Genomic DNA, 13506 nt, shown 5'->3' on the forward strand with positions numbered 1-13506 from the left:
ACAGGAGCTGGGCATGCCGGTCATTACGGTGATGGTGGTCGACGATCATCCGATGTGGCGTGAGGGTGTTTCCCGCGATCTCGCCGAAGCCGGTTTCGAGGTGCTGGCCACCGCGGACGGTGTCGGGACGGCTTCTCGGCGGGCTGCGGCCGTGCAGCCGGATGTGGTGTTGATGGATATGCAGCTCACCGACGGAAACGGCGCCGCGGCGACCGCCGAAGTGCTGCGTGTTTCGCCGCACAGCCGGGTGCTGGTGTTGTCGGCGTCGGCCGAGCGCGACGACGTACTCGACGCGATCAAAGCGGGCGCGAGCGGATACCTGGTGAAAAGCGCCTCGGCCACCGAGCTGATCGACGCGGTCGAGGCCACCGCCGCGGGTCAACCGGTGTTCACGCCCGGATTGGCCGGGTTGGTGCTCGGGGAGTACCGCCGGATGGCCACCGCACCGCCGGTCGCCGATCAACCGCATCGCCCGTCGTTGACCGAGCGGGAAACAGAGGTTCTGCGGATGGTGGCCAAGGGATTGTCGGCCAAGCAGATCGCCACCCGGTTGAATCTCTCGCATCGAACGGTGGAGAACCATGTGCAGGCGACATTGCGTAAATTGCAGCTGGCGAATCGGGTGGAACTCACCCGCTACGCGATCGAGCAGGGGCTCGAGTAGTCGTAGTGATTAGGGGTTTGCCCTGATGTGCTCGTCGACATGTCTGGCTACCCTCGATGACATGGGCGGTCCTGAATCCCTCTTCGTACCCGGCGCCGCGACGGCTGCTCCCGTCGGTGACCGTGAGCTCCGCGTTTCCGACGCCGAACGTGAGCACGTCGGGCAGTTGCTGCAGCGTGCTGTCGGGCTCGGCATGCTCTCGCTCGGGGAGTTCACCGAACGGATGGACACCGCGCTCGCCGCCAAGACTCGCGGCGAACTCAACGCTGTGCTGGTCGACCTGCCCGGGATGCGAGTGGCGGGTACGCCGCAACCTGCCGCCATGCCGCGCCCACGACCCATCCCGGTCCCGGCCGGTGGGTCCAATCCGAACGCGATCCGTAGCCGGTTGTCGGGGGTTCATCGACGAGGGCCGTGGCAGGTGCCGCCGGTGCTGCACCTCAACAACCTGATGTCCGGTGTGACCTTGGACTTCACCGAGGCGGTCATGCAGACGCAGATCGTGGAGATCCAGGTCGATGACTACTGCACGAGCCTGACGTTGCTCGTCCCGGCGGCTGCGACGGTCGATCTCAACGGTCTCGATCTGGTGGGGTCCTCGGCCAACAACAAGGTGCGTACGGGGCCGCCGATCGGGCCGCTGCATCTTGTCGTGCACGGGCGGATTCGGTTCGGGTCTGTGACGGCGAAGTATCCGTTGATGGTTCAGTGGAGACGGTTTTTGGGGTCTTGATGCAGGCGGGGGCTTGTCGGCGCACGTGAAACCGGGCCCGGGGCGGGTATGCCTTGCTGTGTTTGTTGGAGCGCTGACGCGCTCGAGTCGGGGCCCTTCGGGCCCCCGATCTTCCCTCCCTCCGGGTACTCCTTCGTCGCACCCTCCGCTCAGTCCAGATCGGGGCGGGCCCCTCCGGGTAAAGACATACGGGGTGGGGGTGGGGCGTTGGTAGTGGTGATATTCGAATTCAGGTAGGAACAGGGGGTTGGCAGGGGTTTCTACTCATGTTCGGGGCTTCATGTGCGCCGACTATGGGGTTATGAGTACTGCTATCGATCCCGCGCTGGTTGCGCGACTCTCGGGGGAGTTCACCGCGCTCGGCGCCCGCATGGGGCAGCTGGGGGGCGATCTGGATGTGCTGTCCGCGCAGTTGCGGGGGGAGGTGTCGCGGGCGGAGAGTGCGGTCGTCGAGCAGCCTGCTCCGGATCCGGGTGCGGTTTCCGGGGTTCCTGGCAGCGGTGTTGAGCAGGCCGGGCGGGCTGACGTCTCGCCGGAGCGGGGCGGGAGTCCCGGTGGCGAAGATGTGCGCAATGCCGCGGGTCCGGCGGTGCCGGGTACGAATCAAGGGTTTGTAGGTCCCGCTGGTGGAATGGCCTATGGGCCGGTGGGTCCCTCGCCGTATGGGCCCAGTGGGGTGCCGCCGAATTGGGTGGGGCCGCACGGTGGGCAGGTCGCGCCGTACGCCGCGCCGCCGAACTGGGCGGGGGTGCATGGTGGGCGCGGTGCGCCATATGCGACGCCGCCGAATTGGGCTGGGTCGCCCGGTGGGCATGGTGCGTCGTACGCGACGCCGCCGAATTGGGTTGGTCCGGCGGGGTCGCGTGGTCGGCGTGGTGCGCCCTACGGACAGGTCGCACAGCCGACGGGGCAGGGCGCTCCGGGATGGGTCGGAGCTTCGGGGCGTGGTGGGCAGGTTGGGCCGGGTCGTGCGGCTCGGGTGCCGTGGTGGCAGCGGGAAGGGGTTATCTCTCGGGTGCTCGCGGTTGCGGGAGTCGGTGTGACCTTGGTGGGTGTGCTGATGCTGCTGGTGCTGGCCGCGCAGGCGGGGTTCTTCGGTCCGGTGGCGAGAGTGGTTGCCGGGGGCGCCCTTTCGGCGGTTCTGGTGGGACTCGGTTGGCGGGTATTCGGACGACCCGGTGGCCGGGTGGGTGGAATCGCCTTGGTGGCCACCGGTATTGCCGGGTTGTACCTCGATGTCGTCGCGGTCACGGGGTATTACCGGTGGATTCCGGGAGGCGTGGGGCTCGCGGTCGCCCTTGTCGTGGCGTTGGTCGGGGTGGGGATCGCGATGCGGTGGCAGTCGCAGCCGTTGGCGGTGGGAGTCGTGTTGGGGGCGGCGGTGTTGTCACCGGCGTTGACCACCGAATTGATGTTGCTCGGCTTCTTGGTGGTGCTACAGGCGGCGGGTGTTCCGGTGCAGATGCGCAGGGACTGGCCGGTGCTGCATATAGCGCGCACCTTGCCGGTGGTACTGGCCCTGCTGGGGATGGTGGCGCTCAGCGGGACCGAAGCGGCCATGTCCGGTGGGCAGGCACAGCAGCGGCTGGGGCTGTTGGTTGCCGCGATCGCCTGTGCGGTGGTCGGGCTCGTCGGTGCGCTGCTCGCGGTGCGGCGCAGGGCAGGCGACATCACCGCGAGCATCACGATCGCCCTGACCGCGCTACCGGTGCTTGCCGCCGCGGTGCTCTTCGACCGCATGATGAGCGCCTCGATCACCGCCGTGTCGGCCGCTGTCCTCCTCGGCCTCGCGGCCACCGCGCTGATTCCGCGCTTCACCGCCACGGCCGAGATCCCTGAGAACGCGCAGGCGCCAGAGGATCTCGCGAAGGGCGCACCTTCCACCGGTACCGCGGTCGTCCCGGACGCCGAACTCGCCCACCCCGGCGGACGGTTGCGTATCGCGCGCCATACGGCGCTGGTAGCGGGACTGACCGGTGCCGTCGCCCTGTTGCAGACCTGCACCCTGGCGACGGGCGGGCATCCTCGGCTGCTCCCGACCATGTTGTTCGCGGTCGGCCTAGCCTTCCTGGCGGTGGCCGCGGCGAGCCGCACCCGGGTCGCCGCCGGCCTCGGCATCGCGTTCGCGTTGCTGGGTGGGCTGGTGATGCTGGCGATCGCCACGCCGGAAACGCTTGCGCTACAAAGGCTCGCCGACCAACACCTCGGCATCTCGACCGCGGTCGCGGCCGTGGTCGGACTGGGCGTGGCGGCGATGGTGGCATGGACCGTGCCCCGATTGCCCCGGTGCGACGACGCGGCACTGGTCACCGCGGTGTGGATCGCGGTGAGTATCGCCGGGCTGTACTACGTGCTGGTCGCCGCGGTCTCGCTCGGCGTATCCCTCGGCGGCGCAGACGGTTTCATCGTCGGACACAGCCTGGCGACCATCGTGTGGATGGTGGCGGCCACCGGCTCGCTGTTCTACGGATTGCGACGCCTGTCGAGTTCGCCCGCGGTCGCGAAGGTCTGCCTGGTCTCCGGCCTACTGGTAGCCGCGGCCGCCTTGGCCAAACTGTTCCTGTTCGACCTGGCCACCCTCTCCGGCCTGATCCGCGTAGCCGCCTTCCTGGCAGTGGGAATCCTGCTGCTACTCACCGGAACCCGCTACGCCCGCGCCTTCGCCGAAGCCACCCCACCCCGCCAAACCCCGTAGTTCCGAACCCGAACCCGTACCCGTGCTCGAACCCGAACCATCCCCGTACCCGTACCCGTACCCGTACCCGTCCCGTCCCGTAACCCTGATGTGTCTTTACCCGGAGGGGCCCGCCCCGATCTGGACTGAGCGGAGGGTGCGACGAAGGAGTACCCGGAGGGAGGGAAGATCGGGGGCCCGAAGGGCCCCGACTCGAGCGCGTCAGCGCTCCAACAAACACAGCAAGGTCCACCCGCCCCGGGCCCGGTTTTACGTGTGCAGCAAGGCGCACCGCTCCGGGCCCGGTTTTCCGTAGGCGGCATGGCGCACCGCTCCGGGTCCCGGTTTGACGTGTGCGGCATGGCGCACCGCTCCGGGTCCCGGTTTGACGTGTGCGGCATGGCACACCGCCCCGGGTCCCGGTTTGACGTGTGCGGCATGGCTCACCGCCCCGGGCCCGGTTCACCTGTGCAGCAAGGCGCACAGCTCCGGAACCCGGTCTACATGTACAGCAAGGCAAACCGCTCCGGCCCCGGTCTCACCTGTACAGCAAGTTCACCACTCCGAGCACCCAACAGAGCCGAAAGCCCCACCGCCCGAACTGAACCGCTCAGTCGTCCTCACGCCGACGCAGAAGCTCGTTCACACTGACCGTCCGCCCCTCACCACCGTGATGACGCCCCTCGTCCGCGGCGGTACCCCGGCGAGACGACCGCAACTGAGCCATCCAGTTCTCGATCTCATTGCGGGTGTCCGCCTGCGCTTCACCGGATTCCGCTGCGGGGCCATCGGTTTCAGCGGTGGATGGGGCAGTCGACGCATCGTCGGAGTTATCCGTCGGCGATGCGGGCGGATTCGGGACGGCGGTGAAACCGGATGGAGCCTGCCACTGACCGTCGGCACCGGTCTGGTCCGATGACGAGCCGTGGTCGGCTGCTTCCTGACCTGCGACAGCTGTTTCGTCCGCTCCTGTCGGCCCGGTCGCGGGGGCGGCGGTGTCCCGGGTGATCTCGGTGAATCCAGGCGGGGCCACCTGCGGGCGCACGATGTTCGCCGAACGAGTCGAATCCGACTGGGTGCCCGAGGGATTCGGCGCACTGAGGAAGTCGGCCGGGTGGTCGACGGCGGGCCGGGTGCGATCGCCGGCCCCGTCGGGAGAGGAGGGCGTGACCGGCGAGAACCTCGGTCCGTTCTCGTGATCGGGTGTGTTGAAACCGCGAGGTGTGCCGGGGCTCGTCATCCCGCTGTTCCACGGCGTGCTCGGCTGTGGTTCGACGGGCACCGACGTGCCGAAAACACTGTGCGGCTCGATCGGCGATTCGGGTTCGGTCTCCGCGCGAGCCGCGGTGCCCGAGCCCGACTCCGCCCGATGCGCGCCGGGTACCGCCGAGAGGTCGGTGCTCGGCGACGCGGCTCCGTGCGGGCGCGAATCCGGTTCGCGCAGTGCGGCATCAGCTTGTTCGGACGCCCGGGTCGGCTCCGCCGAATCGGGCGCGGGGGAGTTCGGAGCCACCGGCCTGAGATTCGACGCGGTCACGGGGCTGAATCCGCTGAAGGCTCCGCTCGTCGGTGTGGCACCGCTCGACGGTGCGTCGCTCGCGCGAGACGCCGGTGTCGCCGCGCTCGGTGGCGGGTTGACGATGCTGGGTGTCGGCGGATCGACGATCCCGCGCGGTGGTGTCGCAGTGCTCGGCCTGGCCGGCGGGACGATGCTCGGCCGCTGCGGTGAATCCGCTGTGGGAGCACCGAACCCGGTGTTGTCGCCGGTGGCGGTCGGCGGCGACACCCGAGGTGTCGGCGGGTTTTCGCCGATCACTCCCGGGGTGTACCCGGTCGGTGGTTGCACGCGCGCGGAACCGCGCCGCGGCAGGTCGGTGGCGATTCCGGGAAGGTCGAGCCCCGGTCCGCTGTCCCCGACCGTGTTCGAGCGGGAAACCGAAGGGCTGCTGGGGGTTTCGGTGTCACCGCGGTCAGCGTCCGGTGTGGTGGTGCCGGAGGGTCCGAAGCGGGCATCGTCACCGAAGCTCGGCCCGGTGAATCCGGGGTTGTCGCTGGGCGAGTCGGCGGCGCCGTTCGTGCGCGCGAGCCCATTGGTGGACCGAGCGGCTCCGCCCGGCCCGGTTTCGGGGTCGCCGAGGTCGGTGGGCCCGGCGGGGGGCGTGCCGAAACTGGGGCCCGAGTAACCACGATCGTTGTCCGCGGACGTCTCCGAGGTCGATTCGCCATAGGTACCCGTGGTCGAGTCGCCGTGGTCGTTGTCTCCGGATGTCGGCGAATCACCGCGTCCCTGAGCGGGATTCGGGGTGGAGGACTTGACGATCGGGAGAACCTGGGTCGGCTCGCCGGTCTCGTACTTCGGCAGGTCGAGACCGGAGTCCTCCTGCTTCGCGGCGTCTTCGGATTTCGCGGGCGTACCCGGCTTCACCACCGGCAATTCTCGCGTCGGCTCACCCGAGGACAGCATCGAGGCACGGGGGCGCGTCGGATCGGGTGACATCGGCAGCCGCGGCCGAGCGGGCTCGCCGGCCTCGGCCTCGGTGATCTTGTCGATGCGCTGGGTCGGCGCCTCGGCCTCGATCTCGGCGACCGTGCGCGGCCTGCGCGGGGTGCGGGCCAGCTTGGAGTCGGGGACCGCCGTCATCTGCATGGTCGGCGGGTCGGTGATCGGGGTGGTTTTCACGAGATCGACCACCCCGCCGTGCGCGGGGCGCTCGTCGTCGAGGATGGGTTCGCCCAGGCCGATCTTCTCCTGGATCCGCTTCATCCACTTCGGCGCCCACCAGCAGTCGTCGCCGAGCAGCTTCATGATCGCGGGGACCAGCAGCATGCGCAGCACCGTGGCGTCGATGAACAGCGCCGCGATCATGCCGTAGGCGATGTACTGCATCATCACCAGATCGGAGAACGCGAACGCACCGGTCACCACGAGCAGGATCAGCGCGGCGGCAGTGATGATCCGCCCGGTCTGGGCCGTACCGATCCGCACGGCTTCGGTGGTCGATGCGCCTTGGGCGCGCGCTTCCACCATGCGGGAGAGCAGGAAGACCTCGTAGTCGGTCGACAAGCCGTAGATGATCGCGATGATCAGCACCAAGACCGGCGCACTGATCGGCTGTGGCGTGAAGTTCAGTATTCCGGAACCGTTGCCGTCGATGAAGATCCACGTCAGGATGCCGAGCGTGGAACCGAGGCCGAGTGCGCTCATCACGGCGGCCTTGATCGGCAGCACCAGCGAACCGAAGGTCAGGAACATCAGCACCGTGGTCACCAGCAGGACCAGCGCGATCATCAGCGGCATGCGGTTGAGCAGCGCGTCGATGCTGTCCTTCATGATCGCGGGCTGACCGCCGACGTAGACTTCGATGTCGTCGGGTGTCTCGATGGCGCGCAGATAGTCGATCGTCTGGTCGGCGTTGTCGGAGTCGAGCAGGGTCGCCGACGTGCGATAGATCGTGCGATCATTCGGCGCCGTCGATGGCACACCGAAGGGGCCGACCAACCCGGGCGCCTGGTTCGCCTGCTTCCAGACCGCGCCGATCGCGTTGGTGTCCTCGCCGACGAACACGAGCTCGATCGGGTCGGTCTTCTTCAGCGGGAAGACTTCGTAGAAGTGTTCGAGCGCCAGGCGGGTCGAGTTGTCCGGCGGCAGGTACTTCTCGTTGATGCCGCCGAAGGCCAGGTCCTTGACCGGGATGATCAACAGCAGCAGCCCGATGGTGATCGGAATAGCGATCTTGAGTGGGTGCTTCATGACCCAGCGGGTCATGTTGCCCCAGAAGCCGTTCTCGATCTCGTCGGCGGTCTTGTCCTTACGGAACCGCTTGAGACCGAGCATGTCCACCCGCGGGCCGAGGATGGCCAGCATCGCGGGCAGGATCGTGATCGCGGTGAGCGCTGCCAGGCTGACCGTCGCGATGGTGCCGTAGGCGATCGATCGCAGGAAGCCCTGCGGGAACAGCAGAATGCCGCCGAGGCTGGCGATGATCATCGTCGCCGAGAACACGACAGTGCGACCGGCCGTCATCACCGATCTTCGGACGGCAGCACGGGTGTCGTAGCCCTCGGCCATCTCCTCTCGGAAACGGCTGACTATGAACAATCCGTAGTCGATGGCCAGGCCGAGGCCGATCATCGAGACGACACCGGTGACGAAAGAGTTGACCTCGGTGAAATGGGTCAAGGCCATGACGATGCCGTTGGCGCCGAGAATCGTGAGTCCACCGATGATCAGTGGCAGCGCGGCCGCGACTATGCCGCCGAAGATGAAGAACAGCAGCACCCCGACAGCGGGAATCGCCAGCAGTTCCATGCGTTTGGTGTCGTTGGCGATGGTGTCGTTGAGGGTGCCCGCCATGCCCTGCAAGCCGGAGACCTCGGTGTCGACGCCGGGCACGTCGAACGCGTCCTTCGTCGCGCGGTAGCTGCGCAAGGTTTCGGTGTCGTTGTCGCCCTTGAGCCGGATGGCGGCGAACGCGTGCTTCTTGTCCTTGGACCCGAAGGTGGACGGGACAGAAGGCGAGTTGCCGACGCGCCAGTATGTGCCGACAAGACCATCGATCGAGTCCGGATATTTTTCGGTCAACCCGGCCAGATTCGCGATGACCTTCTGGCTCATCTCGGGATCATCGATAGTCTTGCCCTCAGGGGCGTTGTACATCACGACGATGTCGGAGTCGTGATTGCGCCCCCACGCGCCGTCGGAGATGCGGGCTGCCTGCGATGACTCCGAATTCGGGTCGTCCAGACCGCTGGAGCTGAGATGGTCCTCCAGCCCGAAGCCGAAACCACCGAGCGCCAACAAAGCCGCACCGACGACACCGATAACGGCGAAGCGGAACCGATAGACCAGATCGCCCCAGCGGGTGAACACTTAAGCGACTCCTTGACCAGGGCGAGAAGTGAGTAGCGCCGACAGCGGCCGGAAAGGCTGCAGCCAAGCACCCTCGTCGGGCAGCGACTCGAGACTCACCCGCGGCAGCGGTTCCCGGAACACGCCCGGGATGTCCTCGAGGTCGACGAACCCGAGGGTATCGGATGTGACGGCCCAACTCGCGTGCTCACGAAATCCGAGCACTTGAGCTGGGATTCCTTTGGCCGCGATGGCCTCCAGCGGTTCACGGAACGCCTGGCCGTCGGCCGAGGCGACCATGATGCCGGCTAAACCGCCGTCGCGTTGACGCGTGGCGATGTGGGCGAGCATGTCGGCGTCGACATCGGAGTCTTCGTCGATCTTGGGCTTGGCGAACACCGCGAAACCGACATTGCGCAGCGCTTCCACCCACGGGCGGACCACGTCGGCGGTGCCGGGCGCGATATTGGTGAAGACGGTGGCCTCGGCCTCGATGCGGCCCTTGGAGGCCACCGAGATCTCGGCGGTGCGAGCCAGCAGCCAGCGGCCGAGCGCGTCGAAGCGGGGGCGATAAGCGGCGGTGGGCCGTCCTCCGAGGATGGCGCCGAGCCCCATGTCGAGGTTCGGCGCGTCCCACACCAGCAGGACGCGTCGAACATCGGAACCGCTCAACGCCTCGGATCCGGAGCCTGCCTGGGCGGGCACCGGCATCTCGGGGGCGATCTCACTCACGCTCATCTGTCGATCTTCCCCCATATGAACTCGTTGATGGCGCTACCGGCGCGCAGGCCTTTGCCTTCGAACTTGGTGACGGGCCGTTCGAAACCGATCGGCGCGGTGGTGCGGTTGGCGGCGCTGTCGCCGCCGGTGGTGTCGTTCAAGCCGGTGAACAGCGGTTCCTTGGAGCCTACTTCGAGAATGTGCTCGGCGTAATCCGCGTGGTCGGTGGCCACGTGCAGCACCCCGCCCGGCTTCAGTCTGCTGGCGATGAGAGCGAAGGTCGGGGCCTGCAACAGTCGACGCTTGTGGTGGCGCGACTTCGGCCATGGGTCCGGAAAGAACACGCGAACGCCGATCAGCGATTCCGGGGCAACCATGTTCTCGAGTACGTCGACGGCGTCGCCGCGCAGCAACCGGATGTTGTCGATCTGCTCGCGTTCGATCTGCTGAACCAGCTGGGCCAGACCCGGTTGGTACACCTCGATGCCGATCAGGTTCAGGTGCGGTTCGGCCTTGGCCATGGCGGCCGTCGCGGTGCCGGTGCCGGTACCGATCTCGATCACCAGCGGTGCCTCACGCCCGAACCAGGCGTCGGCCTCGACCGGATCGTTGGACACATCGCGGCCGATCACCGGCCATGTGCGATCCCAGGAGGTCTGCTGTTTCGGCGTCAGCGCGCCCCGCCGCGAGCGGAAGCTCGTGACGCGCGGGTACAGCCGGGAGCCCGTGAGCGAGCGCCGGCCCGCGTCGTTCGGCATCTCCGACAGCTTGTGGCTGGTCGGCTCGGCGTGGTTGGCGGCGTCGTTCACGTCGTCCATTGTCCAGCATGCGCGGAGCTACGTCGCAGTCGACTTGGTAGGACCGCTGATCGCCCAGGTCGGCAGAAGGTTCGCCCCGCCCCGTCGTCGCGCGGATCTGACACAATGCCCTGCGAAAAGGGGGTGTGCTCGATGTCGACAGTCACCGAATTCGCACAGACACGGCCCGCGGATCAGCTCGACGAGCTGATCTCGGTTCTCGGCGCAGGTCGCGGGGGCGATCCGGCGATCGCCGAGCAGCTCGCCGACGCGGCAGCTCGCCGCCGTCGCCCGGTGCGCATCCAGATCGCGGGGCGTGCGCTCAGTGGGCGGACCACCGTGCTGGCCGCGTTGGCGTTGTTGTCGGCGCAGGAGACCGCGCCGGTGGACCAACCCGAGCTGCCCGATCCGGTTCTCGACGGCGATCTGGTCATCTATGTGCTGGCGGGTGCGCCGCAGGCCGCCGACTATCGCCTGCTCGCCACGGTGCCGAAGGGCCGCGGTGTCGTAGTGCTCAACAAGGCCGACGCGGTGGGCTCGCGCTGGGGTGAGGCGGTGGCCGCCGCGCAGCGGCACGCGCAGGAGCTCGGGCTGCCGGTCGTGCCGATCGTCGCCTCGGTGGCGGCCCGGACCAGGGCGGGAGCGGTGGACGCCGCCGATCTGAGCGACCTGCGCAGGCTCGCGGTCGGTCCCGATGTGCCCTCGGTGCTGGCGGCCGACCTGTTCATCGGCAGCGGTTCCGATCAGCAAGCCCGCGGGCGGCTGATCGCCAACTGGGATCTCTACGGCGTGGACTGCGCGCTGTCGGCTCTGCGCGCCGATCCAGACCTGCCCGCGTCGGCGATCATCCAGATTCTGCACTCCGCCAGTGGGATCGATCCGCTGCACAAGCTGGTCCATCGCCGATACGAGCAGGTGGAAGCGGTGCGTGGCGGCGAACTGCTCGACGAGCTGACCCGGCTGGCCGCCCGCGCGGTCCCCGGCGACGGCGGCCGCGCCCGCACGCTGATCGAGCACTACCTCGTCGGTGACGAAGCGCTGTGGGCCGGACTCTGCGCGGGCCTGGCCTGCCCGCAGGTCTCGCACCTGGCCGCCGGCTACCCGGCACCCGCGCCCGCCGACGCCGACGAGGCGCTCGCCCGCGCCACCCGCTGGCGCGCGGTCGTGTCCAGCGACATGCCGCCGGCCGCCCGGCGCGCCGCACTGCGCGTCCACAACGGCTATGTCAGAGCCTGGGAGCGGATGTCCAGTGCCGGACTCTGAGGTCCCGCGCGATCACGGGTCGATCGTCGACCCGCGAGGCACCGACGATCCGAACACCCCGGCGGATCACGGCCCTCCCGACGAGGATCGGGTCGCCTCATCCGACCGCGCGCCGGTCGACGATGACGATCCGAATGCGCTCACACCAGCGGTGGACGCGGTGATCGAGCGGTGGAACCCGCAGGGCGCCGCCCTGTTGCGGGCGATGGCCGGTGCGGGGCAGGGCTCCAGCGTCGATTTCTATGCTCCCGACGACGCCAACACCACCCTGCTGCGCACCGAACTCGCCCGCTTCGAACCCCATATCGACCTGGCCGAACCCGCCGTGGGCAACGAGCCTGCCGCGGCGCTGATCCTCTTCGACGCGGGCAGCGTCCTCGGCTCCGACATGTTCGCCCTGATCGACCGCCTCCGCGCCGCCGACCAGCGAATCCTGCTCGCCATGAACGGCTTTCACGCCTACCAGGACTGGCGCGCGACCCGCGATCGCAACCTCGAACTGCTCGCCGCCCGCGGCATCACCGACCTCGACATCGTCGCGGTGTCGGCCCGCATGTCCGCCGCGGCCCGCGCCGCCGACGATTCGGCCCTGCTCGACCGTTCCGGCGTGGCCGGACTGCACGCCGTGCTCGCCGCGGCCACCGCACACGGCCCGGCCGACGGTGCCCAGCGTCGCACCGCCGTGCGCGCCCGCGTACTCGCCGATACCAGGGCGCGCATCGACGAACAGATCACCGCCTTGCGCTCGGGCACCGACACCGCCCGGATCAGGGAGGAACGCATCGGCCTGGTCGCCGAGCGCGACGGTGGCCGCCAGACCGGGCTGGCCGCCGTGCGCAGCCAGGTCCAGCTCGCCCGCGTCGACCTGACCACCGAACTCGGCGCGATGGTGCGCGCCCTGCACACCAGGTCACGCGCCGAACTCGACCGCTGCGACCGCGCCGAACTGCGCGGCTACCCCCAGCGACTGCAGCAGGCGGCCGGTGAGCTGTCGGTCTCGGTCGACGCCGTCATCGACGATCGCGTCATCGAAGCCGCCCGCCGGATCGGCACCGCCGCGCCGACCACCCGCAGGCGCGATCCCGCACCGCGAGTCGGTCCCGATCCCGACAAACGGCACCGTGGTGTCGAAGATCACCTCATGATCGCGCTCGGCGCGTCGGCTGGTGTCGGCCTCGGCAGGCTGATCGTGGCACCGCTGTCGCTGGTGCCGACTCTCGACGTGGCGAGCGTCCCGGTGACGCTGCTGCTCGGCGCGGGCGCGGCCGCCTGGGTCGTGCGCGCGCGCGGCCAACTCGCCGAGCGCAACCACATGGCCCAGTGGGTCTCGGAGGCCCTGGTGAACATCAAAGCCCAGCTGGAACAGCGTGTCGCGGCGGTGCTGGTGGATATCGAGGCCGAGCTGGCCGAGCACGTGGTGCGCGAATCGACCGCCCGCGCGATCGCCGTTGACCGGCGCGTCACCGAGCTCGACGCGCTCGCGCGAAGGCTCGTCGCGGAGCGTCCCGCACAGCTGAGCGCGTGCGAGCGCGACATCGCCACGCTCGATCGATTGCCGACGTGGGATTGACCGATACACCTGTGGGTACCTGTTAGGGAGCCCGATGCCATATCGGTGGTCATATCGCGTTAACCTGGAGGCAGGAACCTGGGCGTCCGCTCTTGCCAGTCGATGCGCGGCCACCGTCCGTGTACGGCCTTCCTCAGCCGTCTATCGGGGTTGTGCGACGGTTGGTCACTGCGGACGCCTTACCCGCCCATGGTGGCGATCGATGGATCGAACAACCGCCCATCTCAGGAGAGTTT

The 13506-nt window shown here is 68.4% G+C and carries 8 protein-coding genes; 5 read left to right on the forward strand and 3 right to left on the reverse strand.

Annotated features, from left to right (window positions below):
- Nucleotides 1-13 precede the first annotated feature (13 nt).
- From ACFWUR_RS09855 to ACFWUR_RS09865, 3 genes are all read left to right on the forward strand, one after another.
- Nucleotides 14-664, forward strand: coding sequence for a response regulator (locus ACFWUR_RS09855; RefSeq protein WP_378904657.1), 651 nt, complete (start codon nt 14-16; stop codon nt 662-664).
- Between the two features lie 61 nt (nt 665-725).
- Entirely contained in the window at nt 726-1397 is a 672-nt protein-coding gene (locus ACFWUR_RS09860) for a DUF1707 domain-containing protein (protein ID WP_378904660.1), read from the forward strand.
- Nucleotides 1398-2028: 631 nt separating this feature from the next.
- On the forward strand, nt 2029-4092 hold the full coding sequence (locus ACFWUR_RS09865; protein ID WP_378905032.1) for a DUF2339 domain-containing protein: 2064 nt from the start codon (nt 2029-2031) through the stop codon (nt 4090-4092).
- Nucleotides 4093-4681: 589 nt separating this feature from the next.
- Here ACFWUR_RS09865 and ACFWUR_RS09870 read toward each other — a convergent pair.
- From ACFWUR_RS09870 to trmB, 3 genes are read right to left on the reverse strand one after another with little or no spacing between them, the layout of a single operon-like run.
- Nucleotides 4682-8941: an MMPL family transporter gene (locus ACFWUR_RS09870; RefSeq protein ID WP_378904663.1), complete on the reverse strand. Its 4260-nt coding sequence runs from the start codon at nt 8939-8941 to the stop codon at nt 4682-4684.
- The gene (locus ACFWUR_RS09875; protein ID WP_082844190.1) at nt 8942-9658 is read right to left on the reverse strand and encodes an NYN domain-containing protein; all 717 of its coding nucleotides are present in this window, start codon (nt 9656-9658) and stop codon (nt 8942-8944) included. It lies immediately after the preceding gene.
- Nucleotides 9655-10458, reverse strand: coding sequence for a tRNA (guanosine(46)-N7)-methyltransferase TrmB (gene trmB, locus ACFWUR_RS09880; RefSeq protein ID WP_378904666.1), 804 nt, complete (start codon nt 10456-10458; stop codon nt 9655-9657). The genes ACFWUR_RS09875 and trmB overlap by 4 nt, the downstream gene beginning before the upstream one ends.
- A 132-nt stretch (nt 10459-10590) precedes the next feature.
- On the opposite strand from trmB, the gene ACFWUR_RS09885 reads away from it, so the two are divergent.
- Nucleotides 10591-11700: a hypothetical protein gene (locus ACFWUR_RS09885; RefSeq protein ID WP_378904669.1), complete on the forward strand. Its 1110-nt coding sequence runs from the start codon at nt 10591-10593 to the stop codon at nt 11698-11700.
- Nucleotides 11687-13270, forward strand: a complete 1584-nt coding sequence (locus ACFWUR_RS09890; RefSeq protein WP_378904672.1) for a hypothetical protein — start codon at nt 11687-11689, stop codon at nt 13268-13270. Before ACFWUR_RS09885 ends, ACFWUR_RS09890 begins: the two co-directional genes overlap by 14 nt.
- Nucleotides 13271-13506: the final 236 nt, after the last annotated feature.

Source organism: Nocardia sp. NPDC058633, assembly GCF_042717045.1.
In the GTDB taxonomy this organism is placed as follows: domain Bacteria; phylum Actinomycetota; class Actinomycetes; order Mycobacteriales; family Mycobacteriaceae; genus Nocardia.